21 protein-coding genes are annotated in these 25,382 nt (G+C 71.6%); 16 read left to right on the forward strand and 5 right to left on the reverse strand.

Features of this window, described 5'->3' with window-relative positions; genetic code table 11:
• Positions 1–103: 103 nt before the first annotated feature.
• A complete protein-coding gene (locus tag FO059_RS06330) occupies positions 104–2,746 on the forward strand; it encodes a UvrD-helicase domain-containing protein (RefSeq protein ID WP_143907289.1) in 2,643 nt (880 codons plus the stop codon).
• A gap of 110 nt (positions 2,747–2,856) precedes the next feature.
• On the opposite strand, the gene FO059_RS06335 is transcribed toward FO059_RS06330, so the two are convergent.
• Positions 2,857–3,753 carry a M23 family metallopeptidase gene (locus FO059_RS06335; protein WP_235671141.1) on the reverse strand — a complete coding sequence of 299 codons (897 nt, stop codon included), beginning with the start codon at positions 3,751–3,753 and terminating at the stop codon, positions 2,857–2,859.
• 647 nt (positions 3,754–4,400) lie between these two features.
• Between FO059_RS06335 and sucC the strand changes: the two genes are divergently transcribed.
• The 9 genes from sucC to FO059_RS06380 all read left to right on the forward strand — a co-directional run bounded on the left by sucC (position 4,401) and on the right by FO059_RS06380 (position 17,308).
• Complete coding sequence (gene sucC, locus FO059_RS06340) at positions 4,401–5,564, forward strand: ADP-forming succinate--CoA ligase subunit beta (RefSeq protein ID WP_143907293.1); 1,164 nt, start codon at positions 4,401–4,403, stop codon at positions 5,562–5,564.
• Positions 5,565–5,575: 11 nt separating this feature from the next.
• Positions 5,576–6,478 carry a succinate--CoA ligase subunit alpha gene (gene sucD / locus FO059_RS06345; protein WP_143907295.1) on the forward strand — a complete coding sequence of 301 codons (903 nt, stop codon included), beginning with the start codon at positions 5,576–5,578 and terminating at the stop codon, positions 6,476–6,478.
• 170 nt (positions 6,479–6,648) lie between these two features.
• A complete protein-coding gene (locus FO059_RS06350) occupies positions 6,649–7,848 on the forward strand; it encodes a DUF5336 domain-containing protein (protein WP_143907297.1) in 1,200 nt (399 codons plus the stop codon).
• 90 nt (positions 7,849–7,938) lie between these two features.
• On the forward strand, positions 7,939–9,282 hold the full coding sequence (locus FO059_RS06355; protein WP_143907299.1) for a cell division protein PerM: 1,344 nt from the start codon (positions 7,939–7,941) through the stop codon (positions 9,280–9,282).
• Between the two features lie 81 nt (positions 9,283–9,363).
• On the forward strand, positions 9,364–9,966 hold the full coding sequence (gene purN, locus FO059_RS06360) for a phosphoribosylglycinamide formyltransferase (protein ID WP_143907301.1): 603 nt from the start codon (positions 9,364–9,366) through the stop codon (positions 9,964–9,966).
• Positions 9,963–11,564 (forward strand): bifunctional phosphoribosylaminoimidazolecarboxamide formyltransferase/IMP cyclohydrolase, encoded by a 1,602-nt coding sequence (gene purH / locus FO059_RS06365; protein WP_372497903.1) that lies wholly within the window; start codon positions 9,963–9,965, stop codon positions 11,562–11,564. Before purN ends, purH begins: the two co-directional genes overlap by 4 nt.
• Before the next feature lie 101 nt (positions 11,565–11,665).
• Positions 11,666–13,798, forward strand: coding sequence for an MMPL family transporter (locus tag FO059_RS06370; RefSeq protein ID WP_143907303.1), 2,133 nt, complete (start codon positions 11,666–11,668; stop codon positions 13,796–13,798).
• Between the two features lie 97 nt (positions 13,799–13,895).
• Positions 13,896–15,284 (forward strand): ATP-binding protein, encoded by a 1,389-nt coding sequence (locus tag FO059_RS06375; protein WP_143910502.1) that lies wholly within the window; start codon positions 13,896–13,898, stop codon positions 15,282–15,284.
• On the forward strand, positions 15,284–17,308 hold the full coding sequence (locus FO059_RS06380) for a vWA domain-containing protein (protein WP_233266814.1): 2,025 nt from the start codon (positions 15,284–15,286) through the stop codon (positions 17,306–17,308). Before FO059_RS06375 ends, FO059_RS06380 begins: the two co-directional genes overlap by 1 nt.
• A 16-nt stretch (positions 17,309–17,324) precedes the next feature.
• On the opposite strand, the gene FO059_RS06385 is transcribed toward FO059_RS06380, so the two are convergent.
• Together FO059_RS06385 and rpsR are read right to left on the reverse strand one after the other, a co-directional pair.
• The gene (locus FO059_RS06385; RefSeq protein ID WP_233266813.1) at positions 17,325–17,810 is read right to left on the reverse strand and encodes a nuclear transport factor 2 family protein; all 486 of its coding nucleotides are present in this window, start codon (positions 17,808–17,810) and stop codon (positions 17,325–17,327) included.
• A 200-nt stretch (positions 17,811–18,010) separates the two neighbouring features.
• Complete coding sequence (rpsR, locus tag FO059_RS06390; RefSeq protein ID WP_143907309.1) at positions 18,011–18,277, reverse strand: 30S ribosomal protein S18; 267 nt, start codon at positions 18,275–18,277, stop codon at positions 18,011–18,013.
• 330 nt (positions 18,278–18,607) lie between these two features.
• Between rpsR and FO059_RS06395 the strand changes: the two genes are divergently transcribed.
• From FO059_RS06395 to FO059_RS06420, 6 genes are all read left to right on the forward strand, one after another.
• Positions 18,608–19,222: a trimeric intracellular cation channel family protein gene (locus FO059_RS06395; RefSeq protein WP_143907313.1), complete on the forward strand. Its 615-nt coding sequence runs from the start codon at positions 18,608–18,610 to the stop codon at positions 19,220–19,222.
• A 15-nt stretch (positions 19,223–19,237) separates the two neighbouring features.
• On the forward strand, positions 19,238–19,933 hold the full coding sequence (locus FO059_RS06400) for a response regulator transcription factor (RefSeq protein WP_143910504.1): 696 nt from the start codon (positions 19,238–19,240) through the stop codon (positions 19,931–19,933).
• The gene (locus tag FO059_RS06405; protein ID WP_233266812.1) at positions 19,930–21,351 is read left to right on the forward strand and encodes a HAMP domain-containing sensor histidine kinase; all 1,422 of its coding nucleotides are present in this window, start codon (positions 19,930–19,932) and stop codon (positions 21,349–21,351) included. Before FO059_RS06400 ends, FO059_RS06405 begins: the two co-directional genes overlap by 4 nt.
• 215 nt (positions 21,352–21,566) lie before the next feature.
• On the forward strand, positions 21,567–22,991 hold the full coding sequence (locus FO059_RS06410) for a S1C family serine protease (protein ID WP_143907315.1): 1,425 nt from the start codon (positions 21,567–21,569) through the stop codon (positions 22,989–22,991).
• Positions 22,992–23,130: 139 nt separating this feature from the next.
• Positions 23,131–23,628 (forward strand): MogA/MoaB family molybdenum cofactor biosynthesis protein, encoded by a 498-nt coding sequence (locus FO059_RS06415; protein WP_143910506.1) that lies wholly within the window; start codon positions 23,131–23,133, stop codon positions 23,626–23,628.
• Positions 23,621–23,872, forward strand: coding sequence for a hypothetical protein (locus tag FO059_RS06420; protein WP_233266811.1), 252 nt, complete (start codon positions 23,621–23,623; stop codon positions 23,870–23,872). Before FO059_RS06415 ends, FO059_RS06420 begins: the two co-directional genes overlap by 8 nt.
• Positions 23,873–23,911: 39 nt before the next feature.
• Here the strand turns inward: FO059_RS06420 and FO059_RS06425 are convergent, their stop codons facing one another.
• Positions 23,912–24,760 (reverse strand): SAF domain-containing protein, encoded by an 849-nt coding sequence (locus FO059_RS06425; RefSeq protein ID WP_143907317.1) that lies wholly within the window; start codon positions 24,758–24,760, stop codon positions 23,912–23,914.
• A gap of 162 nt (positions 24,761–24,922) precedes the next feature.
• Positions 24,923–25,255, reverse strand: coding sequence for an FmdB family zinc ribbon protein (locus tag FO059_RS06430; RefSeq protein ID WP_143907319.1), 333 nt, complete (start codon positions 25,253–25,255; stop codon positions 24,923–24,925).
• Between the last annotated feature and the right edge of the window lie 127 nt (positions 25,256–25,382).

The raw sequence follows: 25,382 nt of genomic DNA on the forward strand, positions 1-25,382 counted from the left end.
ATTCCGCGCCGCCGGACCGTCGCGACGGAGGTGATCGCGACTGCGGCACGGGCTCCGCGTCCGCGCCGGAGTAGTCGGTCCCGGCCGGTACGGTTGACATGCGATGAATACGATCTCCTCACCCCCAGATTCTCCGTCCGGACAGGCTGATTCTCCGTCCGGACAGGCTGCTTTCCCGTCCGGACAGGCTGCTTTCCCGTCCGGACAGGCTGCTTTCCCGTCCGGACAAGCTGATACTCCATCCGGGCGGGCCGTTCCCCGCTCCAGGAAGGCACCCGCCCACCACGACCCGGTCGAGCAACTCCTGGACGGCCTCAACCAGCCGCAACGCCAAGCCGTCGTGCATGAGGGCGGACCACTGCTCATCGTGGCCGGCGCGGGTTCGGGGAAGACCACCGTGCTCACGCGGCGTATCGCCTACCTCCTTGCGGAGCGCGGAGTGCTGCCGGGACAGGTGCTGGCGATCACCTTCACCAACAAGGCCGCCGCGGAGATGCGCGAACGCGTTGCGTCGCTGGTGGGTCCGCGCGCCGCCGCGATGTGGGTGGCCACCTTCCATTCGACGTGCGTGCGGATCCTGCGCAGCCAGGCGCAGTTGGTGGACGGGGTCAACACGAACTTCTCCATCTACGACGCCGACGACTCGCGCCGTCTCGTGACGATGATCGCCAAGGACCTCGACATCGACGTCAAGAAGCACTCTCCGCGGGCATTGACGGCGGCGATCTCCGCGTTGAAGAACGAGCTGGTGGGGCCCGAGCAGGCGGCGGCCGATGCCGAAACGTCGGGCGGGCCCGGACGGGCGGGCTTCGCGGGCCTCGTGGCCCAGGTCTACGCGGCCTACCAGCGGCGCCTCCGGGCGGCCAACGCGCTCGATTTCGATGATCTGATCGGTGAGACCGTTGCGATGTTCCGCAATCATCCGCAGGTCGCGGAGTACTACCGCCGACGGTTCCGCCACGTGCTCGTGGACGAGTACCAGGACACCAACCACGCCCAGTACGTGCTGGTGCGTGAGCTCGTCGGGACGCGGCCCGAAGGCGACGGCGACGCGGCGGACCCGGCCGCGCCGGCCCCGTCGGAACTGTGCGTCGTGGGCGATGCGGACCAGTCCATCTACGCGTTCCGCGGCGCCACCATCCGCAACATCGTCGAGTTCGAGCGGGACTATCCCGATGCGCGCACGATCCTGCTGGAGCAGAACTACCGCTCCACGCAGAACATCCTCTCGGCGGCCAACGCCCTGATCTCCCGCAACACCGGGCGTCGCGAGAAGAGCCTCTGGACGGACGAGGGCGACGGCGAGCGCATCGTCGGGTATGTGGCGGACAACGAACACGACGAGGCCTCCTTCATCGCCACCGAGATCGACAGCCTCGTCGACGCGGGCCAGGCCCGCTACAGCGACGTGGCGGTGTTCTACCGCACCAACAACGCGTCGAGGGCCATCGAAGAGGTGTTCATCCGCCTGGGGGTTCCGTATCGGGTGGTCGGCGGTGTGCGCTTCTACGAGCGCAAAGAGATCCGCGACATCGTGGCCTACCTGCGCGTGCTCGTCAACGGGGAGGACGCGGTGAGCCTGCGCCGCATCCTCAACACGCCGCGGCGGGGGATCGGCGACCGCGCGGAGGCCTGCGTGTCCGTGCACGCGGAATCGGCCGGGGTGGGCTTCGGCGGTGCCCTCCGCGACGCCGCGGCCGGCGAAGTCGCATTCCTCAACACCCGTGCCCGGAATGCGATCTCCGGCTTCGTCGACCTCCTCGACGGGCTGCGCGCCTTCGCGTCGGGCGCACAGGACGACGGCTCGGATGCGGAGCCTCCGACGGTGGGCGACATCGTCGAGGCGGTGCTGGACCGCACGGGATACCGGTCGGAACTCGAGTCGAGCAGCGATCCCCAGGACGGCGCGCGCCTGGACAACCTCAACGAGCTCGTCAGCGTCGCGCACGAGTTCAGCGTGGATGCGGCCAACGCGGCCGCCGCCGCCGACGAGCCCGCCTCCATCGGGTCCGGCACGGCGGTGGACGAGGACGACGGTCCTGAGCAGTCCGGAGGCGACGACGGTCTGCCCGCGCCCGGCTCGCTGGAGGCGTTCCTCGAGCGGGTGTCGCTGGTGGCCGATGCCGACCAGATTCCGGACTCGGACGACGGCATGGTCACGTTGATGACGCTGCACACCGCGAAGGGGCTCGAGTTTCCGGTCGCATTCCTGACCGGCTGGGAGGACGGGCAGTTCCCGCATATGCGGGCGCTGGGCGACCCCAAGGAACTCGCCGAGGAGCGGCGGCTCGCCTACGTGGGCATCACCCGTGCGCGTCGGCGGCTCTATTTGAGCCGGGCGGTGCTGCGTTCGGCATGGGGGCAGCCGATCACCAACCCGGAATCACGTTTCGTCCAGGAGATTCCTGTGGAGCTGCTCGAATGGCGCCGCGAAGATCCCGGAACGGGCGGGTCGGGCGGCTTCGGCTCCGGGACCGGTACGCGCGGGGGGTCGATGGGGGACAGGCTGCGCGGGGGGCGCGCCATCGGCGACGGTCGACGGACTGAAGGGTTCGGCAGTGCGCGCCCGCGCAACACCGACCTCGTGCTGGCGGTGGGGGACCGCGTCAATCACGACAAGTACGGCCTGGGGACGGTCATCGCCAGCGACGGGGTCGGCAATCGCGCCACCGCGACGATCGATTTCGGCAGCGCCGGCAAGGTGCGGTTGATGCTCATCGGCGGGGTTCCGATGACGAAGCTGTGAGAGAGCGCGGCGGGCGGCGGATTTCGGCACGGTGCTTTCCGTGCCGGGAACCTCTGCCCGTCGTGTGATCGTCCGCCCGATGCGGAACGTGAGCCGGGAAAGCGGTGCGGTCAGCCCGCCACCGAGATGCCGCGCTGCGCCAGCCACGGCTGCGGATCGATCCGCTGCGTGCCGTTCTCCCACACCTCGAAGTGCAGGTGGGGGCCGGTGGAGAAGCCGCGATTGCCCATCTTCGCGATCTCGTCGCCGGCCATCACGCGCTGGCCTTCGCTGACCTCGATGGTCTCGATGTGGCCGTAGACGGTGACGGTGCCGTCATCGGCCCGCACCCGGATCCACTGGCCGAACCCGCTGGCCGGGCCGGCGTCGATCACCTCGCCGTCAGTGGCGGCGAAGATGGGGGTGCCGATGGAATTGGCGATGTCGATCCCGCCGTGGATGGTGCCCCAGCGGGTGCCGTAATGGGAGGTCAGCTGCCCTGATGCCGGCTTGACGTACATGGGGCGGCGCGCCATCGCCTCCGCGGCGGCGCGCTCTGCGGCGTACCGCGCGCCGGCGGCCAGCTGGCGTGCGGTCTCCGCCGCCTGCTCGACCTGCTCGGGCATCGCGAGCACCTGTGCGCTGCCGCCGACGCTTCCGGGCCCGGCGCTCGCGGGTACTGCGGCGCCCTCCAGCGCGGTGGCCGCGTCATCGGCGGCCTGCGCGGCGCCCGTCGCGACATCCGAGAGGATCATGCTCGACCCGGAGGCGAGGGCGATCGCATCCGACGAATCGGCCGGTTGGGCGCCTGCCGCGCCATCGGTCATCGTCTGGCCGGCGGCGACCACTGCGCCGGCGGCCACGGCCACTACGGCTGCTCGGCCCTTGATGGCGTGCGGCGGCTGCGGGACCCGGTGCGCTCCGCCGCGCGGGGAACGGGAACCGGACAGGGTGCGTAGATCGCGGAATGCGGGGACTTCGGCTGCGTCTGCGGCGGGGAAGTCGCCTGCGGAGTTCTCGCGATTCACGGTCAAGAGTCAGGTCCTCGTATGTGGCGGATCGGTTCGATCGAGGGCTCGGTCTGCGGCGTTACACACCGTCACAACTCGTGACCTGATCGTGATATTTACCTGGCTGACCGTAACGAAACGGTCGCAGGCGGGCAAGCGCCTCGCCGGAATCGGTGACTGGACGATTGTTCCAGTACCTGCGTCACCTGGCGAGACGCCGGACACATGAGTGGATAATGTGTCCGTTGTCACACTGAAGCAGTGAAGTTCCAGCTTGTGGCAGGTGCGAGGCCCGCCTGCGATCGGCCAGGTCGGGCCGGAACGGCCGACGGTCGATCGCCGGAGGTAACACTAACGGCAGCGGGTCGATACGCGCGAAGCCCCCTCCAGGGCGCGTGTCCCCGGCCCCGTCGACGGCCGTTCGGTCCGGCGCGGCGGCTCCTGGTGGCGGGGATCTCAGTCCGCGTGGTGGTCACCGCACGCGAAGCCGCGCGGGCTCTCGCATAAGGTGGGTGGGCCCATGTTCGCGGCGTTGTGCGGCCTGTGATCGGCTGCACAAACCGTCAGGGCATGAGATCGACCACGCTGAATCGGCCGATATTGTCCCGAACACACCCGCTCGGACCCATGGGCGGGGCTCCAAACGTAGACGAGACGGTGAACACATGGATCTCTTCGAATACCAGGCGAAGGAACTCTTCGCCAAGCACGAAGTGCCGACGTCGCCCGGGCGTGTGACCGACACCCCCGCCGATGCGCGCACGATTGCCGAGGAAGTCGGCAAGCCGGTCATGGTCAAGGCGCAGGTGAAGGTCGGCGGCCGTGGCAAGGCGGGCGGCGTCAAGTACGCGGCCACGCCGGATGACGCGCAGAAGTACGCGCAGGACATCCTCGGAATGGACATCAAGGGCCACACCGTCAAGCGCCTGCTGGTCGCCGAGGCCAGCGATATCGCGGAGGAGTACTACATCTCCTTCCTGCTCGATCGCGCGAACCGCACCTACCTGGCCATGTGCTCGGTCGAGGGCGGCGTGGAGATCGAAGAGGTCGCCGCCACCAAGCCGGATCGGCTCGCCAAGGTGCCCGTCGACGCGGTGAAGGGCGTCGACGTCGCGTTCGCGCGCAGCATCGCCGAGCAGGGCCACCTGCCCGCCGAGGTGCTCGACGCCGCAGCCGTGACGATCCAGAAGCTGTGGGAGGTCTTCATCAACGAGGACGCCACGCTGGTCGAGGTCAACCCGCTGGTGCGCACCCCGGACGACCAGATCCTGGCGCTCGACGGCAAGGTCACGCTGGACGCCAACGCCGACTTCCGCCAGCCCGGCCACGCGGAGTTCGAGGACACCGCCGCAGCCGACCCGCTGGAGCTCAAGGCGAAGGAGAACGACCTCAACTACGTCAAGCTCGACGGCCAGGTCGGCGTCATCGGCAACGGCGCCGGGCTGGTCATGTCCACGCTGGACGTCGTCGCCTACGCGGGTGAGAAGCACGGCGGCGTCAAGCCGGCCAACTTCCTCGACATCGGCGGCGGCGCGTCCGCCACGATCATGGCCGCCGGGCTCGACGTCATCCTGGGCGACGACCAGGTCAAGAGCGTGTTCGTCAACGTCTTCGGCGGCATCACCTCGTGCGTCGCCGTCGCCGAGGGCATCATCGAGGCCCTCAAGACCCTGGGCGATGCGGCGAACAAGCCGCTGGTCGTCCGCCTCGACGGCAACAGCGTCGAGGACGGCCGTCGCATCCTGGCCGAGGCGAACCACCCGCTCGTCACGGTCGTCGGAACCATGGACGAGGCGGCCGACAAGGCCGCCGAGCTCGCCGCAAAGTAAGGGACGTATACATGTCAATCTTCCTGAACAAGGACTCCAAGGTCATCGTCCAGGGCATCACCGGCGGCGAGGGCACCAAGCACACCGCACTGATGCTCAAGGCGGGCACCAACATCGTCGGCGGTGTCAACGCCCGCAAGGCCGGCACCACGGTGGCCCACAAGGCCGCCGACGGTGCGGACGTCGAGCTTCCGGTGTTCGGTTCGGTCTCCGAGGCGATGGAGAAGACCGGCGCCGACGTGTCCGTCGTCTTCGTCCCGCCGAAGTTCGCCAAGGACGCGATCATCGAGGCGATCGACGCCGAGATCGGCCTGCTGGTCGTCATCACCGAGGGCATCCCCGTGCAGGACAGCGCATTCGCGTGGGCCTACAACGTGGAGAAGGGCGAGAAGACCCGCATCGTCGGGCCGAACTGCCCCGGCATCATCACCCCGGGCGAGGCGCTGGCGGGCATCACCCCGGCGAACATCACGGGCAAGGGGCCGATCGGCCTGGTCTCGAAGTCCGGGACGCTGACCTACCAGCTCATGAACGAGCTCAACGACCTGGGCTTCTCCACCGCCATCGGAATCGGCGGCGACCCGGTCATCGGCACCACCCACATCGACGCCATCAAGGCGTTCGAGGAGGATCCGGAGACCAAGCTCATCGTCATGATCGGCGAGATCGGCGGCGACGCCGAGGAGCGCGCCGCGGAGTACGTCAAGGCCAACGTCACCAAGCCGGTCGTCGGCTACGTGGCCGGGTTCACCGCGCCGGAGGGCAAGACGATGGGCCACGCCGGCGCCATCGTGTCCGGCTCGTCGGGCACCGCGCAGGCCAAGAAGGAGGCCCTCGAGGCCGCCGGGGTCAAGGTCGGCAAGACGCCGTCCGAGACCGCCGAGCTCGCTCGCGAGCTCTACAAGGCGCTCTGACCGAGCGCCCGCGGGCATCGCGCCCGTTCACGATCGGCCGTGCACGGCGACGATCGTTGCTCGACGCCCCGCCCCGGTACGCATGCGTGCCGGGGCGGGGCCGTTTCCGCATGCGGCCCGTATCGTGCAGTGTGAGGCAGCCTGCAAGCACAGCCGAGTGAGGGGAAGCGATGACGTATCCGCAGCAAGGAGGCTACGGCGCGCCGCAGCCGGGCCCGCAGGGGGCGCAGCCGGGCCCGCAGGATCGGCAGGCGGATCCGGCGCAGTCGGATCCGCGGAGCCGGCCTGGTGGTGCGCCGGACCGGCCGGGGCCGTTCGGCGGCGGGTTCGGGCCGCCGGGACAGGCCCCCTTCGGCGGTCGCGGTCAACGGGGCGGCGGCCGCGATGCGATTGCGCGTGCGGTCGCGGCCGCACCGGCGACGGTGGCCCTCCTGGGCGTCGCGGGCTTCTTCTTCGGCTTCGGCCCGTATCTGGGCACCGACGACGGATACGCGCCGAACTTCTTCGGTTCGATGTTCGGCAATCCGATGGTGGTGGCGCTGGTGCTCATCGCGGGGCTGATCTCCGCGCTGGGCATGCTGCCGAAGCAGAAGCCGAATCCGGGGCTCGCCGCGGTCGCAAGCGCCACCGCGGTCCTCGTTCTCCTATGCTCGCTGGGGTTCTCCGACATCAACAACTTCTTCGGCGGGATCAGCAGGAACATCGATCCCGGAGTGGGAGCCGGCTGGGCGTTCTGGGCGGTCCTCGGTATCGCGGTGGTGCAGACGGCGTTCTCCGCGATCGCGGTGCTCGTCGACGCGGGAATCCTGCACGCCGGTGCCGCTCGGCCGTCCGGGGCCTGGGGGCAGGGAGCGCCGGACTACCAGTACGGCGGGCCGGCGCCCTACGGGTACGGTCGGCCGCCGCAGGGGTACGCGGCGGCTCCCGGGCCGGATCCGCGCTACGCGCAGCAGCCGATGCAGCCGCAGTACGGGCCGCAGTTCGGGCAGGGCGGCCCTCCGGCGCAGCCGTACGGCCCGGGGTACGGCCAGGGGTACGGTCCGCAGCCGGGCTACGCCGGCCCCCCTCCGGGCGGAGCAGCCCCGGGTCCCCGGTACGGCTACCCCCAGAGCGGTCCCCAGGGCTACTCCCAGGGCGGCCCCGAGTGGGGGACCGGGCAGGCTTACGGCGGGCGACCGGACCCTGCGGGCCCCGTGCAATCGGGCGGCGCATACGTGCAGGGCGCCCCGCCACCGGAGGGGGACGAGGACCCGACCCACATGTTCCGTGCCGCTTCCGCGGGGGGCGCTCCGGCAGGCGATGCCCCGGACACGGACCGGACCGGCGGGGGCGTCGCCGGAAACGACACGCGCGACGACCCGACCGACTGACCGCGTCCACGGGACTATTCGCGGTCGCCCCGGTCACATCGCGGCGCGCCTGAGACCGCATCGCGCCGGCGGATGCGAGGCTGGCCGGTGATGAACACGTTGCTCAGGCGCCGCGTGCCCCGGCGGGACGACACCCGCCACGGCGGCGCGTTCCCCGATGACGGCGCGGAAGTCGGCCGCGCGCGTTCCCTCGTGCTCGTCGCGTTCGTTCCCGGGGGGCTGGCCGCGGTCGGCGCCCTCGCGGTGGCGCTGCTGGTCCTCCTCACCGCGGGCGGGGGACTGGGAGGGCTGCCCGGAGCGGTCGGCGCGATGTGGCTGGTGCTGCACCAGGCCCCGGTCTACATCGGCGACCTGCAGTTGGGGGCACTTCCCCTGCTGCCGACGGCGCTGATGGTCGTGGCCGTGGCCGTCTACGCGCGCCGCAGCATCACCGCCGAGGACCCGCCGCTGCGGCACCTCGCCATCATCGGCGCCGCGGCGGGCGGACCGGCGGTGATCACGGTCGTCGCGGTCCTGCTCATCGACGACGCCACCGCCGCGTTGCCCGTCACCACCATCGGCGCCGTGCCGTCCGTGCTCATCGTCGCCGCGGTGCATGCGGTCGCGGCCGCGGTGGGTGTGGGGCTGGGCGCCGCGCGCCGCTACGCCGACGAGTGGGCACTGCCGGCGCTGGTATGGCCCGTGCTGCGATCGGGGGCGGTGGCGCTGGGCGCACTGCTCGCGGCCGGTGCGGTGCTGGTGGTCCTCGGCCTCCTCCTCGGCTGGGGCCGGGTGCAGGACGGGTTCGCCGCGGAGCCGTCGGTCGTGGGCAAGCTCGGTCTACTGGTGCTGTCCGTCCTGTATCTCCCCAACCTCGCGATCGGCGGCGCCGCGGTGCTGGTGGGGACCGCGGCGCACGTGGGCGCGGCCGACTTCAGCCTGTTCGCCGTGGCGCCGGGGCCCGCGCCCGCGGTGCCGGTGCTCGGCGTGCTGCCCACCTCGCCGATCAGCCCGGTGTGGGCGGCGGCGCTGCTCGTGCCCGCCGTGATCGCCCTCGGGTGCGCGGCGGTGAACGGCGTCCGGGGGCGGACGCTCGCCGACCAGGCGCGGTACGTCGTGTCGGTCGCCGCCGTGGCGGCCGCGGGCGCCCTGCTGCTCGGTTACCTGGCCGGCGGGACGGTGGGGATATTCGATTCGATCGGTGTCGAAGCGCCCATGTTCGCGCTCGCGGTACTGGGGTGGAATGCGGCCGCGGGCGCGGTCGTGGTGCTCGTGGGGGACCGGATGCCGGTGCCGGCGTGGCCCGCCGCCCGCGCGCCCCGATGGCTGCGGCGGTCCGGTGACGACGGTGCGGAGCCGGCGGATCCGGACGGTGAGCGGGCGGCCGAAGACGGGGAGGGGGAGGACGATCTCCTGCCCTCCCTGACGGATGGCGACGGCAAGGGCTTATCCTGAACGCGGCCTGAAGCGCGCCGTCAATCCGTCGAGAGCACCCCCGGGAGTCGAGTCCTGAATACCTCCGCTGACCCGGTACGGATGCGCGCCCGCGTCGTGGTGCTGGCATCCGGTTCCGGCACTCTGCTCCAATCACTGCTCGACGCTGCCGCCGATCCGGCGTTTCCCGCGCGGGTTGCGGCGGTGGTCACGGACCGGGATTGTGCTGCGCTGGAGCGCGCCGCCCGGGGCGGCGTCCTTTCGGCGTCGGTGCCGCTGGGCGATTTCCCCGAGCGCGGTCTCTGGGATGCCGCCCTGAGGGATGCTGTCGCGGAGCATCGCCCCGATCTCGTCGTGTCGGCGGGCTTCATGAAGATCCTGGGGCCGGAGTTCATCGCCCGGTTCGACGGAAGGATCGTCAACACGCATCCGGCGTTGCTGCCGTCGTTCCCGGGGGCGCATGCGGTGCGCGATGCCCTGGCGTACGGCGTGAAGGTCACCGGTTCCACCGTCCACCTCGTCGACGCGGGCGTGGACACGGGTCCTGTCCTCGCCCAGGAGCCGGTGCCGGTCGAGGCCGACGACGACGAGGCCACCCTGCACGAGCGCATCAAGACCGTGGAGCGGCGGTTGCTGGTCGAGGTCGTCTCGGCCATCGCCGCACGCGGTGTCACCATCGACGGACGGAAGGCCGTGATCTTGTGAGTGAGGTTCCAGTGGGCGGGCGCAGCGACGCGGGCCGCCGGCCGATCAGGCGTGCGCTGGTCAGCGTCTACGACAAGACCGGACTGGAAGACCTCGCCCGGGTTCTGCAGGGGGCGGGCGTGGAGATCGTCTCCACCGGCTCGACCGCGCAGACGATCGCCGGCGCCGGAGTCCCGGTCACCAAGGTCGAGGAACTCACCGGCTTCCCCGAGGTGCTCGAGGGGCGGGTGAAGACCCTGCACCCCCGCGTGCACGCGGGCATCCTCGCCGACACCCGCAAGGACGACCACCTCGGCCAGATCGCGGACCTGGGGGTGGCGGCATTCGAACTGGTGGTGGTGAACCTCTACCCGTTCGCGGACACCGTGGCGTCCGGCGCCTCCGAGGCCGACTGCATCGAGAAGATCGACATCGGCGGGCCGTCGATGGTGCGCGCCGCCGCCAAGAACCATCCGTCGGTGGCCGTGGTGGTGGACCCCGGCCGCTACGGCGACGTCGGCGCCGCAGTGCGGGCGGGCGGGTTCACGCTGGCCGAGCGCACTGCGCTCGCGGCGGCGGCGTTCCGGCACACCGCCGACTACGACGTGGCCGTGGCGGAATGGATGACGGAACTGACCGAGCCGGAGAGCTCCGCGGGGCTCCCCTCCTGGCAGGGGGCGACCTGGCGTCGTGCCGCGTCGCTGCGTTACGGCGAGAACCCGCACCAGAAGGCCGCGCTGTACGTGGGCCAGGGAGGCCCGGTAGGGCTGGCGCAGGCGGAGCAGCTGCACGGCAAGGAGATGTCCTACAACAATTACACGGACTCCGACGCCGCCTGGCGGTCGGCGTTCGACCATGCGCAGCCGTGCGTGGCGGTGATCAAGCACGCCAACCCGTGCGGTATCGCCATCGCGACAGGGGACGGTCCGGGTGCCATCGCCGAAGCGCACCGCAAGGCGCACGCGTGCGACCCGGTCAGCGCGTTCGGCGGTGTGATCGCCGCCAACCGCGAGGTCACCGTGGAGATGGCGGAGCAGGTCGCGGAGATCTTCACCGAGGTCATCATCGCCCCCTCGTACGCGGACGGCGCCGTGGAGGTGCTCGCCCGGAAGAAGAACATCCGCGTGCTGGTGGCCCCGGCTCCGGCGGTGGCCGGGCTGGAGATGAAGCCGATCGGCGGGGGGCTGCTGGTGCAGGAGCGCGACGTGCTCACCGCCGCCGGCGACGATCCGTCCGGGTGGACGCTGGCCACCGGCGAGCCGGCGGATGACGCCACGCTCGTCGACCTCGCTTTCGCGTGGCGGACCTGCCGCGCGGTCAAGTCCAACGCGATCCTGCTGGCGCACGACGGCGCCACCGTCGGCGTCGGGATGGGGCAGGTGAATCGGGTGGACTCCTCGCGGCTCGCGGTGAGCAGGGCCGGCGAGCGCGCGCGGGGGGCTGTGGCCGCCTCGGATGCGTTCTTCCCGTTCCCGGACGGCCTCGAGGTGCTCACCGAGGCCGGCGTGCGCGCGGTCGTCCAGCCGGGCGGCTCGGTCCGCGATGAGCTGGTGGTCGAGGCCGCGAAGGCCGCCGGGGTGACCATGTACATGACCGGCGCCCGCCACTTCGCGCACTGACGAGGCCGGATCGGCGCGGGCGCTCCTGTTGTCCGGGCAGGGCCCCGATTCCGGCGCCGTAGCGGCCGTGCGGCACGGCACCGCGGGTTACGGTCGTGGGCGTGGAGCCCCGCGGTCCGGAACCGGCGCGTCGCCGCCGACGTGTGCTGCTGCCCGCGTTGGCCCTGCTCGTCTGGGTGGCGCTGGCGGGGGTCGGCGGCAGCACGATCGGGGCGCTGTCGGGCCTGCAACAGAACAACAGTGCGGCCTGGCTGCCGGAGGACGCGGAATCGGCGCATGTCCTGCGGGCCGTGGAGCAGATCCGGGGGTCGGACACCGCATCCGTGGCCGTGGTGGCCGAACGCGGCTCGGGCATCACGCCGCAGGACCGGGCTTTTCTCTCTCAGGTTCTGCGGTCGGCGGCGGGCACCGGCGGGTTCGGCGACGACGTGCTGGGCCCGCTGCGGTCGGCCGACGGCGCGGCGATCGTCGGCGGGCTGGGCGTGGTGCCGGACGACACGATGCCGAGCGAGGTGGCGCGTCTGCGCGTCGCGCTCGATTCCGGCGCGCCCCCCGGCCTCTCGGTCCACATCGGCGGCGAGGCGGGGGTGGTCGCGGATTTCACCAGCGCGATAGCCGGCATCGACGGGATGCTCCTGGTGGTGGCCGGGTGCGTGGTGATGGTGATCCTCGTGGTCGTCTACCGCAGCCCGCTGCTGCCCTTGGCGGTGCTGCTTTCCGCGGTGGGGGCCCTGGCGTCGTCGTCGCTCGTGGTCTACTGGCTCGCGGACAACGGGATCGTGACGATCGACGCGCAGAGCCAGGGGATCATGTTCATCCTGGTGTTCGGCGCCGCCACGGACTACGCCCTGCTGCTGGTGGCACGTTATCGCGAGGAGCTCGCGCTGACGCCGGACGGGTTCAGGGCCATGCGCCGGGCCTGGCGGGCCACCATCGCACCGGTCGCCGCTTCCGGGGGCACGGTGATCCTGGGCCTGCTGTGCATGCTGCTGTCCCAGCTCCAGTCCAACCGAAGCCTGGGCCCCATCGCGGCGATCGGGATAGTGGGGTCGCTTCTGGCCACGATGACGTTCCTACCCGCGATGCTGCTGCCGCTGGGCCGCCGCGTGTTCTGGCCGCGCGTGCCGCAGGTGCTGCCCGGGCCCGCGGCGCCGAGCGTGCCCGGCGCCGCGGGCGAGATCGTGGCGGCGGAGCATCCGCGCTGGTGGCGTTTGGCGCGGAGCGTGCGCGACCACCCGAGGCGCTATACCGCGGGGGCGCTGATCGTGCTGTTCGCGCTCGCCGCCTTCGCTCCCCAGTTCCGCGCGGGCGGGGTTCCGCAGTCGGAGGTGTTCCTGCGCGAAGTCGACTCGAAGGCCGCACAGCGGATCATCGGCGATCACTTCCCCGCGGGCGCGGCCGCCCCCGCGATCATCATCACCGATGACGACGAGGTGCCGGAGACGACGGCGGCGGCGCGGCGGGTCGACGGGGTGGCGGCGGTGCGGACCGTGGCGACCGCGGGCGGGCAGACCGAGATCGACGCGGTGCTCGCCGACCCGCCCGACTCCGATTCCGCGCTGGACACGGTGGGGCGGTTGCGCGATGCGGTGCACGCGGTCCCGGGGGCGGACGCCGCGGTGGGCGGAATGTCGGCGGTACAGGTGGATGTGCGGGCGACGTCGGTCCGGGACCGGACGGTGATCATCCCGGTGGTACTCGCCGTGGTGCTGCTGGTGCTCATACTGCTGCTGCGGTCGCTGGCGGCGCCGGTGATGCTGATCCTCACCGTGGTGCTGTCGTTCGCGTCGGCGCTGGGCGCGTCGGCGCTGGTGTTCAATCATCTGCTCGACTTCCCCGGGTCGGATCCGGCGATGCCGCTGTTCGGGTTCGTCTTCCTCGTGGCGCTCGGGATCGACTACAACATCTTCCTGATGACGCGCGTGCGCGAGGAATCGGCCCGCGACGGCACGGTGGCCGGGGTTCCGCGAGCTCTGGCGGTGACCGGCGGGGTGATCACCTCCGCCGGGGTGGTGCTGGCGGCCACGTTCGCCTCGCTGTCGGTGATCCCGCTGCTGTTCCTGGCGCAGATCTCGTTCATCGTGGCCTTCGGCGTGCTGCTGGACACCATCGTCGTGCGTTCGCTGCTCGTTCCCGCCCTGGCATTGCAGATCGGCGACCGGATCTGGTGGCCGGGAGCGCCGGGGCGGCGCCCGAAAGGCACGACGGTGGGCATTCGCGGCCCGGGCTCGTAGCCTGGGACACGTGACGGCGATCCCACCTCCTGCATCCACCGGTTCCACGCCCCCCGCACCCACCACCGTCGGACGGCTGCGCGCCTCAGGCCACCGCATGGAAAGCGTCACCGCGGAGATGCGGCGCAACCTGCTCGCCGCGCTGCGCGACGGGCGGGACCCCGCGCCCGGGCTGCTCGGGTTCACCGACACCGTGCTGCCGCAGCTCGAGCGGGCCCTGCTGGCCGGTCACGACATCGTCCTGCTGGGCGAGCGGGGCCAGGGCAAGTCGCGCCTGCTGCGGACCCTGCCGCTGCTGCTGGACGAGTGGACCCCGGTCATCGGCGGCGCGGAACTGGGCGAGCACCCGTACGCCCCCATCACCCCGGAATCGCGGCGCCGTGCCGCGGAGCTGGGCGACGAACTGCCCGTCGCGTGGCGTCACCGGGACGAACGGTACTTGGAGAAGCTCGCCACGCCCGATACGTCGGTGGGCGATCTCGTCGGCGACGTCGACCCGGTGAAGGTGGCCGAGGGGCGCAGCCTGGGCGACCCGGAGACCATCCACTTCGGCCTGGTGCCCCGCGCGCACCGCGGGATCATGGCGGTCAACGAGCTGCCGGACCTGGCGGAGCGCATTCAGGTGGCGCTGCTCAACGTCATGGAGGAGCGCGACATCCAGGTGCGCGGCCACTCGTTGCGGCTGCCGCTGGACGTGCTGCTGGTGGCCAGTTCCAACCCCGAGGACTACACCAACCGCGGCCGGATCATCACGCCGCTCAAGGATCGCTTCGGCGCCGAGATCCGCACGCACTATCCGCTCGAGCTGGACGACGAGGTCGCCGTGATCCGCCAGGAGTCGCAGCTGGTGGCGGAGGTGCCGGAGCACCTGCTGGAGGTGCTGGCCCGGTTCAGCCGGCTGCTGCGCGAGTCCACGTCGATCGACCAGAGTTCGGGAGTGTCCGCGCGCTTCTCGATCGCGGCGGCGGAGACCGTGGCCGCCGCGGCGCTGCGGCGTTCCGCCATCCTGCACGAGACAGGGGAGCGGTCATGGGACTCCGGCGGCACCGCCGGCGGGGACGACGCGGAGTTCGCCGAGCGGGGTGTGGCGCGGCCGGTGGATCTCGACGCGGTGATTCCGGTGCTGCGCGGCAAGCTCGAGTTCGAGTCCGGCGAGGAGGGCCGCGAGGACGCGGTCCTCGAGCACCTGCTCCGCCGGGCCACCGCCGACACGGTGCGCGGGCGGCTGGGCGGGATCGATCTCGGCCCGCTGGTGTCGATGATCGACCAGGGGACGCAGGTGGTCACCGGCGACGACGTGTCCGCGGCGGAGCTGCTGGGTTCGCTCGCCGACGCGGAGACCGTCGCCCCGGTGATCGAACGGCTCGGTGCGCGGTCCGCGGGCGAACGGGCATCGGCGGTGGAGCTGGCGCTGGAGGGGTTGTTCCTGGCGCGCCGGGTGGCGAAGGACACCGGCGACGACGGCGGCAGGACGGTGTACGGCTGATGACCGCGCCTGACCCGGGTCGTCGACGCAGGCGAGGGGACGGCCGCGAACACGGCGGTCCGCACGCAGACCTGCGCCACGCCCGCTACGGCCGGTACCGGGGCGGGCCGGATCCGCTCGCGCCGCCGGTGGACCTGCGCGAGGCGCTCGCCGATATCGGCGAGCAGGTCATGTCGGGCACGTCGCCGCGTCGCGCGATACGGGAGATGCTGCGCCGCGGCATGCGCGGCACTGCGGGGCTCGACGAGCTGCGCAGACGTGCGAGCCGACGCCGGCGCGAGCTGCTCGACCGGGGCAACCTTTCCGGGACCCTGGAAGAGGCCCGCAAGCTGCTGGACGAGGCCGTGCTGGAGGAACGTAAGGCGCTGGCGCATGCGCTCGACGACGACGCGCGATTCCAGGAGATGCAGCTGGCCGAGCTTCCGCCGTCCACCGCCAAAGCCGTCGAGGAGCTTGGCGGCTACCCGTGGCGGAGCGTCGAGGCGCGGGAGAAGTACGAGCAGATCAAGGACCTGTTGGGCCGAGAGCTGCTCGATCAGCGGTTCGCCGGGATGAAGCAGGCGCTCGAGAACGCCACCGACGAGGATCGCGCGCGCGTCGAGGACATGCTGCAGGCGCTTTCCGAGTTGCTGGACGCGCACAACCGGGGGGAGGACACGACCGGGCTGTTCGAGAAGTTCATGGCCGAGTTCGGCGACTTCTTCCCGGAGGGGCCTGCGAGCGTCGACGAGCTGATCGACTCGCTCGCGGCGCGCGCGGCGGCCGCCCAGCGGCTGCGCAATTCGCTGTCGGAAGACCAGCGCGCGGAGCTCGACGCGCTCGCCCGGCAGGCGTTCGGGAGCCCGGGCGTCGCCGAGCAGCTCGCCCGCCTCGACGAACAACTGCAGGCGGCGCGGCCGGGCGCCGGATGGACCGGCGACGAGGATTTCGGCGGGTCCGAGGGCATGGGCCTGGGAGAAGGGACCTCTGCGATCCAGGAGATCGGAGACCTCGACGCGCTGTCGGAAGCGCTGTCGCAGCAGTACGCGGGCGCGACGATGGACGACGTCGACCTCGACGAGCTGGCCCGGCTGCTGGGGGACGACGCCGCTGTGGACGCGCGCACTCTGACCGAGCTGGAGCGCGCGCTGCACGAGCAGGGACTGGTGGACAGGGGGCCCGACGGTGATCTGCGCCTGTCGCCCGCCGCGATGCGCAAGCTCGGCCAGGCGGCGCTGCGGGACGTCGCACGGAGCCTCTCGTCGCGGACCGGCGGCCGGGACACGCACCGCGCCGGTGCGGCGGGCGAACCGACGGGCGCCGCACGGCCCTGGCAGTTCGGCGACACGGAACCGTGGGACACCACGCGGACGGTCGTCAACGCGGTTCTGCGCACGGCGGGAACCGGCTCGGGCCCGCCGGTGCGATTGAGCGTGGACGACGTCGAAGTGGTCGAGACCGAGCAGCGCACCCGCGCGGCGGTGGCCCTGCTGGTGGACATCTCGTTCTCGATGGTGATGGACGGCCGGTGGGTGCCCATGAAGCGCACGGCGTTGGCGCTCGAACACCTCGTGCGTACGCGGTTCCGCGGGGACCACCTGCAGATCATCGCGTTCGGCCGGCACGCCCGCACCATGACCGTGCCGGAGCTCGCCGGTCTGGACGAGATCTTCGAACAGGGCACCAACCTGCACCACGGGCTGTTGCTGGCGGGGCGGCACGTGCGCCGGTACCCGGACGCACAGCCGGTGGTGCTGGTGGTGACCGACGGCGAACCCACGGCGCACCTGCAGCCGGGCGGTGACGCGTTCTTCGACTACCCGCCGCACCCCGTGACACTGGCGCACACCGTCGAGGAGCTCGATGCCCTGGGCAGGCTCGGCGCGCAGGTGACGTTCTTCCGGCTGGGCGAGGACCCCGGGCTCGGGCGGTTCGTCGACACGATGGCGCGGCGCGTGTCCGGCCGCGTCGTCGCCCCCGACGCCGACGGGCTGGGTGCCGCCGTGGTGGGCGACTACCTCAGGGCACGGCGACGCAGGCGGTGAGCCCCGGCTCGCGCCCTCAGGCCCACTTGTTGGCGGTGACGGCGAAGCTGGGCAGGTCCTCCAGCTTGACCACGTACTCGTAGGTGCGCTCGTACCCGGTGCGGGTGATGCGCCACCGGCCGTCCTCGCCGCGCGCGTAGTCGTCGTCGTACACGGCCGCGCCGCGCAGCATCACGCCCTGCGAGGGGATGAGGACGGTGTCGCTGAGATGCCAGTATCCGTGGGCGGTGTCGCCGTCGACGGTGACCTCGGGGTGCGCGGCGAAGTGCTCCGTCAGCATCTCCTTGCGGCCCATGTGCTTGCGCATGAACGCCACGAGCGCGTCGCGGTCGTCGAAGGTGTACTTGCCGTACTTGGCGGTGATCGCCGGCGCGAGGGTCTCGGAGAACGGCTCCCAGTCCTTGCCGTCGAGGCAGCGCAGATAGCGGTGCTTGAGTCGCTTGATCTCCTCGATGGCGACGAGGTTGGCCAGGGCCGGGTCGGCCGGGGCTGCGTTGGTCACGTGCTGCTCCTGTGGCGAGGTGTCGGTTCGGCGGTTCCACCGCACGGCCTGGCCCGCGCGGGGGGCCATGCGAGTAGCGGGACCCGGCCGGTGGGACGCGAAGAGCCGGGCAGGACGAACGCTACGTCCTGCCCGGCTCCCGCCGGAAAAGTGTTCCCGATCACCGGGCCGGACGACTCAGCGCGTCCGGCCGTCGGCGGTCAGTGCGTGGTGTACGGCAGCAGTGCCATCTCGCGTGCGTTCTTGACCGCGGTGGCGACCTGCCGCTGCTGCTGCGGGCTCAGCCCGGTGACGCGGCGCGAACGGATCTTGCCGCGGTCCGAGATGAACGTGCGCAGCAGGTTGACGTCCTTGTAGTCGACCGTGGCGATGCCCGCGGCGGTCAACGGGTTCTTCTTGGGCTTGCGGGGCGCGTCGTTGCGGTTCTTGCGCGACGACGACGACGACGAGTTCCTCTTGCCAGCCATCTTGTGCGGCCTCCTTGCGGCGTTTCGGTGCGGCGCGACGATGCGACGCCGTGGTTGGGTGTGACACAGCTGACGGGCAGCTCTACCCGTGGGGAGGCCCGGCGGGCACACCCGTGACCAGATAAACCTACGCGAGTGCCCGTCCCGCGGTCCACTCAGGGTGGCGCAGCCCCCGGCCGCGGAACGCGGCCGGGCATAATCTCCGTGGCCCGGGACTCGGGCCGTTCCCCGTCCACAGACTCCGCCGGTCCGGACAGCCCGCCCACAGGCGCCGCCCGTACGGACCGCCCGCCCACGACTCGATCGCGCCCGACGAAGGAGGCCGCCGCCGTGCTCACCACGCTCGACCTCATCGGCACGGCGGCGTTCGCGGCTTCGGGCGCGTCCATCGGCGTGTACAAGCGCCTGGACCTGTTCGGCGTCTGCGTCGTCGGCGTCACGACGGGCATCGGCGGCGGCATCACCAGGGACCTCCTGCTGGGTGTGCATCCGCCCACCGCGTTGGACCGGTGGCCGAACTTCGTCGTCGCACTGGCTTTCTCGCTGGCGGTGTTCTTGCTGCACCCGCTGATGGGGCACGTGCAGTCCGTGGTCCTGTGGCTCGACGCTCTGGGGATGGGGGTGTTCGCAACCACCGGCGCGGCCACGGCGCTGCACCACGACGCGGAATGGTGGGCCGCGATACTCATCGGCGCGATCACGGCGATCGGCGGGGGAGTGCTGCGCGACGTGCTGGTCAACGAGATGCCGCTGCTGCTGCACCGTGACCTGTACGCGACGCCGGCGCTGCTCGGGGCGCTGATCGTGGTGGCGTTCGAGCTGTGGTCGGTGCCGTATCCGTGGGGGCTGGTCGCGGGCACGGTCATCGCCACCGCGCTGCGTATGGCTGCGCTGACGCGCGGCTGGAACCTGCCGTCGCCGCCGCAGTGGGGGCGGACCTCGTAGGCTTTGCGTGTGGCGGTGAACATTCTGGTGGTCGACGACGACCGTGCGGTGCGCGATTCGCTGCGCCGGTCTCTGACGTTCAACGGGTACACGGTCGAGACCGCGCACGACGGCCTGGACGCGTTGGAGAAGATAGACGCGGCACGGCCGGACGCGGTGGTGCTGGACGTGATGATGCCGCGGGTCGACGGGCTCGAGGTGTGCCGGCGCCTGCGCGGCACGGGCGACGACCTGCCGGTGCTGATGCTCACGGCGCGCGATTCCGTTTCGGAACGCGTGGCGGGACTCGACGTCGGGGCGGACGATTACCTCCCGAAGCCGTTCGCCATGGAGGAGCTCCTGGCCCGGCTGCGCGCCCTGCTGCGCCGCGCCAATCCGGAGGAGGACGTGGACGGCGAGCCCGCGGAGGTGCTCGCGTTCGCCGATCTCACCCTGGACCAGGGCAGCCGCGAGATCATGCGCGGCGATCGCCCCATCAGCCTCACCCGCACGGAGTTCTCGCTGCTGGAGATGCTGTTGGCCAATCCCAAGCGGGTGCTCACGCGGGGCCGCATCCTCGAGGAGGTGTGGGGCTACGACTTCCCCACGTCGGGCAACGCGCTGGAGGTGTACATCGGGTACCTGCGCCGCAAGACCGAGGCCGGCGGTGAGGCCCGACTGATCCACACCGTCCGTGGCGTGGGCTACGTGCTGCGGGAAAGCCCCCCGTGACCCATCTGCGTCCGCACCCGCGCGCGTGGCTCGCGCACCTGCGCCGCGTCTCGTTGCGCGGGCGTGTCACGGCGCTGGCGACGACGGTCGCGGTGGTGCTGGTGGCGGCGATGGCGTTCTCGACCTACTTCGTGGTCCGCTCCGCCCTCTACACCTCGGTGGACACCCAGCTGCGCGCGCGTGCTGCGACGTTCGTGGACAGTTCGGCGCTGGCGCTGGACCCCAGTTTCGTCCTGACCCTCGCGCGGGCGTTCACCTCGGACATCAGCGTGGCGTTGATCTATCCGGACGGCTCCGTCTACGCGCCCGGGCCGCGCATCCCCATCGGCGGGCCGGAGGTCGACGTGGCGAGCGGGCAGGACCAGTCGTCCCTGCGCACCGCGGGCGGCCAGCGCATACTCGCGGAACGCTCCAAGTCCGGCGTCACCCTCGTGCTCTCGCAGCGGCTGGCGCCCACCCAGCGGGTCCTCGACAGATTGGCGCTGGTGCTCGGCATCGTCGGCGGCATCGGCGTCGTCGTCGCCGCGGCGGCCGGAACCGCCGTCGGCAGGACCGGTCTGCGTCCGGTCAGCCGGCTCACCGCGGCGGCCGAGCGCGTCGCCCGCACCGACGACCTCACCCCGATCCCCGTCACCGGCAATGACGAACTGGCGCGGCTCACCATGAGCTTCAACGCGATGCTCCGCGCCCTTGCGGACTCGCGTGAACGGCAGAGCCGGCTCGTCGCCGACGCCGGCCACGAGCTCAAGACGCCGCTCACGTCGCTGCGCACCAACGCCGAACTGCTGATCGCGGCCGGGCGCCCCGGTGCTCCGGCGCTGCCGCCAGGCGAGACCGAGGCGATACGCGACGACGTGCTGGCGCAGATCGAGGAGTTGTCGACGCTGGTGGCGGACCTGGTGGACCTGGCGCGGGAGGACAGCCCGGAGACCGTGCGGCAGCGCATCGACCTGCGCGACGTGCTCGACGGGGCGCTCGACCGCGTGCAGCGGCGCCGCTCGGACGTGCAGTTCGAGGTGTGGGCGGCGTCCTGGTTCGTCTACGGCGACGCGGGAGGCTTCGGGCGGGCCGTGCTGAACATCCTCGACAACGCGGCCAAGTGGAGCCCGCCGGGGGAGAAGGTGCACGTGGCACTGCGCCAGGTGGGGCCGAATGTCGCGGAGCTCACGGTCGCGGACGCCGGACCGGGGATCCCGGAACATGACAGGCAATTGGTGTTCGAGCGCTTCTACCGGTCCGACACCGCCCGTTCGATGCCCGGTTCCGGCCTGGGCCTGGCGATCGTGCGGCAGGTGGTGGTCAAGCACGGCGGCGTCATCACGGCGGACGTGTCCGAGCGCGGTGGCGCGCTGATCCGCATCGCACTCCCCGGCGAACCGGCGCCCGCACCGGACGGCGGACCGTTCGTGGAGGGCTGAACCGCCGGCGCGGGGACGGCGAATTCGTTCCACGGGTAATCACCAGTGTGTTCTCAGTGGGCTCTCAGCAACGTGCACCACGCTGAATATCAGAGGCCGCCGCCACGCATCGGCGTGGCGTGCGGCGAAGGGCGGCCCCGCCGGATTCGTTCTCCGGCGCCGAGGCCGGCCCGGAGAACGGGGCGGCGGGGCGCCGCCAGGGAGAGAGGCCGAGAATGGACGACAAGCGCAACCCCGACGACGGGCACGACGGCGCGGAGCAGGCTCCCGGGCCGCACGACCAAGGGGTGCAGGGCGGGCCGCCCCGGTACGATCCGCACGGAGGTGCACCGGGCGGCCCGCACTCCACCGAGGAGCTGCACGGGTTGGGGACGCCGCCGGCCGCGAACCCTCCGGGGCCCGGCCCCTACCAGGCGCCCGGCCGGTATCCGCCGCAGGGCGCCTATCAAGGCGCGTATCCGGGACCGGGACCCGCGCACTATCCGGGCCCACAGCACACCGGTCCCGCAGCCCCGCCGCAGCAGGCGGCCGCACCCCCGCGCAGAAGGCCGGGCGCCGCCGTGCTCGTCGCCGGCGCTCTGGCGTTCGCGCTCGTGGGCGGGGCCGTCGGCGGCGTGACCGGCGCCTACTTCGCGACCAACGATGATTCCGGCTCCTCGTCGGTCGTGCAGGCCCTCAACGACTCGACCGCCAAGGCGCAGCCCACCGCAGCCGCACCCAGCGGATCCGTGCAGCAGGTGGCGCAGAAGGTGCTTCCGAGCGTCGTCGAGATCAAGGTGGCCACGCGCGGCGGGGGCGGAGAAGGTTCCGGCATCATCCTGTCGCAGGACGGCATGATCCTGACCAATAACCACGTCGCCACCGCGGAGACCTCCGGGCCGGTGCAGATCCAGGTGACGTTCGCGGACGGGTCCACCAGCCCGGCGAAGATCGTCGCGTCCGACCCGGTCACCGATATCGCAGTGATCAAGGCCGACAAGACCGGCCTTACGCCGATCGAACTGGGCTCGTCGTCCAACCTTCAGGTGGGCCAGCAGGTGGTCGCTATCGGATCGCCACTGGGGCTGTCCGGCACCGTCACCTCGGGGATCATCAGCGCGCTCAACCGCCCGGTGTCCACCAGCGGCAACAGTGGCGACCAGGCCACGGTGATCGACGCGATCCAGACCGACGCCGCGATCAATCCGGGCAACTCCGGCGGCGCCCTGGTGAATATGAAGGGCCAGCTGGTCGGCATGAACACCGCCATCGCCTCGCTCGGCGAGGGGATGGGGCAGCAGTCCGGTTCGATCGGCCTGGGCTTCGCCATCCCGGTCGAGCAGGTCAAGCAGATCTCCCAGGATCTGATCACCACCGGACACGCCAAGCACGCGCAGATCGGGATCACCGTCCCGGTGCGCTCCAACGCTCCGGGCGCGCTGGTGATGTCGGTGCTGCCGGGCGGTCCGGCGGATCAGGCGGGCATCAAGAAGGGGCAGATCGTCACCAAGGTCGGCGATCGTGTTGTGAGCGGCGGCGACGGCCTGATCGCGGCGGTCCGCTCCCACGCTCCCGGCGACAAGGTCACCATCACGGTCACCGACCAGGACGGCGGTAACGCGCACACGGTCGACGTGACGTTGGGCGAGGCGCAGGACTGACCCGAAGGCCGCAGAACACCACACGCAACAGGAGGACGTCGCCTTGATCATGATCGACAACGACACCGAGACCAACGGTTTCCGCCTCACCGACGATGGAATCGCCGCGGCAGCGCTGCTGGGCACTACGGTGGACCGTATGGACAGACTGAACACACTCGCGGGACGGGCGTTGATCGTCGTCGTCGACGACCGCACGGCGCACGGCGACGTCGAGGACGAGTCCGGCCCGCTGGTGGGCGAGCTGCTGCAGGAAGACGGTTTCCTCGTCGACGGGACCGTGGTGGTCTCGTCCGACGAGGTGGAGATCCGCAAGGCGCTCAACACCGCCGTGATCGGCGGCGTGGACCTGGTCGTGTCCGTCGGCGGCACCGGAGTGTCGCCGCGGGACGTCACCCCCGAGGTCACCATCGAGATCCTCGACCGCGAGATCCCCGGGATCGCCGAGGCGCTGCGCTCCTCGGCGCTGGCCGCGGGCTCCATCGAGGGCGGCCTGTCGCGCGGGGTGGCGGGAATCTCCGGCAGCACGCTCGTGGTCAACCTGGCGGGCACCCGCGAGTCGGTCCGTGACGGCATGGCCACCCTGGCCCGTTTGGCCCGGCATGTGATCGGCGACCTGTCGCGTGTCGATGAGTGACGATCGTGTGCGCAGCACCCCGGACGTCCAGTCTCCGGACGCCCCGCCCCTGGACGACGGCCCGGCGGGGGAGGCGGAACGGGCGCGGAGGCGTGCGGCGCAGCGCGCCAGGATCGCCAGCATTTTCGGGGAGAACCTGCCCGATGCCGGCGGTGACGAGATCGCGAGGAACAGCGCGCGCGAACGGGGCCGCGGCGGCGGCGATGAATGGCTCCGCAGCAACGTGCCCCCGCACCACGGCTGAAGCGCACGCACGGCGTCGGTCCGTGCGCCGGGTGGCGTCTCAGTGCATGGTGACGGTCATCGCGCGGGTCATCGACGCGGACGCCACGCGCGCGGCCTCCGGCGCGGGAAGCGCCACCAGAAGGATCCGTCCGCGGCGCGAGCGTGATTCCGGCGCCGGCGGTACGAGCACGACCGGGGCTGCGGTCGCCATCGTCAACGGCGAACCGTCGGCCGGGGAGCCGTCGGGTCCGGGCGGCGCGATGCGGGCCGCGGAATCGGCCGCGTCCACCGGACCGGCGTCGGCGGCGCCAGCTGAATCGCCATCGTCGTAGTCCACGCCGGGGGCCCGGTCCACGCCGGGGGCCGTGGTCGGCGCGCGCTCCTGATCGTCCGCGGGAGCGGCGATGATGTCGACGAGGTCGCCGGCACGGACCACGTCGGCCAGGGCCGGATCGGCCAGACGGATCGTGACGAGACGCGCGTTGTGCACCCCCGCCGCGGCCTGCGCCAGCGGCTCGCCCAGCAACCGCACGTCGGTCAGCACCTCTCCGGCCCGCACAGGGGCGGCGATGGTGCGGCCCAACGCGGCCTCGGCGGCGGACAGCGCGCCGCGGGGCACCGACCGCGCCGCGCGCCGCACGACGGTCACACCCTCGGCGGTGACCTCGGAACCGGGCGGCAGGTCCTGCGCCGCGACGACGACGTCGACCTCGTCGGAGGCGGGATCACCGCGTAAAGCGAGCAGAACCGCCGTCACCGCCAGCACCGCGGCGGCGCAGCGGCGCAATGCGACGGTGCGCGGCCAGCCGGGCGCCCACGCCGCCCGAGCCCTCTGGAACGGCCCCGCACGCAGGTCCCGCGTCCTGTGCCCCGAATCCGATGATCCGCGGCCGAATCCCCCCGCCATGTGCAACCCCCGCCATGTGCAACCCCGTCGTCCCCCGCCGCGCGTCGGTACCCGGCGGAGACCACGCTACGGGCCCGCCGGCGGCAGGACGAACGAAAGCCGGCGCGGTTGTGGATAACCGCGCCGGCCACGTGCCGGGGAAAGCCGCCTGCCCGCGGCGGGTCAGCTCGCGGCGGATCCGGAGGCCGCGGGCGCCGGGCTGGACTTGGCATCCGAGCCGGACTTGGCGCCGTCGCCGGATTTCGCCGAACCCGACGAATCCGAGGACGATGAGCCTGAGGACGAGGATTCAGCGGACGACCCGGCGGGAACGGCGCCCGAACGGCTGTCGGTGCGGTAGAACCCGCTGCCCTTGAACACGATGCCCACCGAGTTGAACAATTTCCGCAGCCGGCCCCCGCAGTCCGAGCACACCGTGAGCGCATCGTCGCTGAACTTCTGGACGATGTCGAAGCTGTTGCCGCATTCGGTGCAGGCGTACGAATAGGTGGGCACGGGCGGACCTCCCGGGGTGGGCCGCGCGGAACGCGGCGGGCTGGTTTCGCGGCGGAGCGCGCATGCGGCTCGGGCCGGGCCGCATGCGCTGCGCCGGGCGGGGCTGCTGCCCCGCTGCGCCGGCGTT

It is taken from the genome of Tomitella fengzijianii (genome assembly GCF_007559025.1).
Classification (GTDB): domain Bacteria; phylum Actinomycetota; class Actinomycetes; order Mycobacteriales; family Mycobacteriaceae; genus Tomitella; species Tomitella fengzijianii.